Source organism: Sphingomonas paucimobilis NBRC 13935, assembly GCF_000739895.2.
In the GTDB taxonomy this organism is placed as follows: domain Bacteria; phylum Pseudomonadota; class Alphaproteobacteria; order Sphingomonadales; family Sphingomonadaceae; genus Sphingomonas; species Sphingomonas paucimobilis.
In genome coordinates, this window is sequence record NZ_BBJS01000076.1 from 1 (window position 1) to 954 (window position 954).

Genomic DNA, 954 nt, shown 5'->3' on the forward strand with positions numbered 1-954 from the left:
GTCCTATAACTTGACAATCAAGTCGCGTTTTGCGACCGATGTTTGTCCAGTTTTTCGACACCGGAGTCACACCCCTGTGACAGATACGCGCACTTTACCGGCTGCCCCTTCTTCGCCCGGATCATGGGTCCAAACAGATCGGGCTACCCACGAGGCATGGGCGCGCATGTCGGTCAAAAGTCCGCGCGCTTCTGCCCTGCTGCATGTGCTCGTTGCGCGGATCGGCCAACACAACGCGGTGGTGGCGTCCCAGTCCGTCTTGGCGAAGCTCATGGGCTGCAACCGTCGCACCATCGTCCGCGCCATACAGGACCTCGTGGAAGGTCGTTGGATCGAAGTCCGCCAGATCGGAGACCGGGGGACCGTGAACGCCTACGTCGTCAACGATCGGGTTGCTTGGCACGGGCCGCGCGAGGGACTGCGCTACTCGCTGTTCAGCGCGACCGTGATACTCGCCGAAAGTGAGCAGCCGGACGGGGGCGAACTGGGGCAGCAAGAGCCGTTGCGGAAGTTGCCTCGGCTGTTCCCGGGCGAACGTCAGTTGGCAGGCGGTGAGGGCGAGCCGCCACCTAGCGAGCCGTCGCTTCCGGGCATGGAACCGGACCTCCCTGCGATGCTCGAACCTGCCGATCGGGGGCCAATGGACGAACCTCAAAGCATCGGCTCGCTCACAGGAACCTTGCTGGGGAGGCTGGGCGATGCGTAAACCAAGGTTTACCCCTTACCCCAGTACTGGTTTACGCTGGTTGCCCCTATGAGTTTATCCCCCGCAGAGGCGGCAAAGCACGTCGGCCTGACCAAGCAATCGGTCATCAAAGCCATTCGTTCTGGGCGTCTTTCTGCCATCAAAGACGCGAGCGGGGGATGGTTGATCGAACCCGTCGAACTTTTCAGGGTATGGCCTGCCGTAAACCAAGACAGGGGTAAGGTTACCCCTCAGGTTGACGCTGGTTT

Annotated in this window: 2 protein-coding genes; both read left to right on the plus strand. The window is 61.2% G+C overall.

The window, feature by feature from the left end; genetic code table 11:
* Positions 1–166 precede the first annotated feature (166 nt).
* Positions 167–706 (plus strand): helix-turn-helix domain-containing protein, encoded by a 540-nt coding sequence (locus SP6_RS19840; RefSeq protein WP_122973185.1) that lies wholly within the window; start codon positions 167–169, stop codon positions 704–706.
* 48 nt (positions 707–754) lie between these two features.
* A partial coding sequence (locus SP6_RS21400; RefSeq protein ID WP_217996037.1) for a helix-turn-helix domain-containing protein occupies positions 755–954 on the plus strand: 200 nt, incomplete at its 3' end.

What these genes read in the sequence shown, in the direction of transcription:
- SP6_RS19840 (WP_122973185.1), top strand. Translation starts at nt 167, where the DNA reads ATGTCGGTCAAAAGTCCGCGCGCTTCTGCCCTGCTGCATGTGCTCGTT.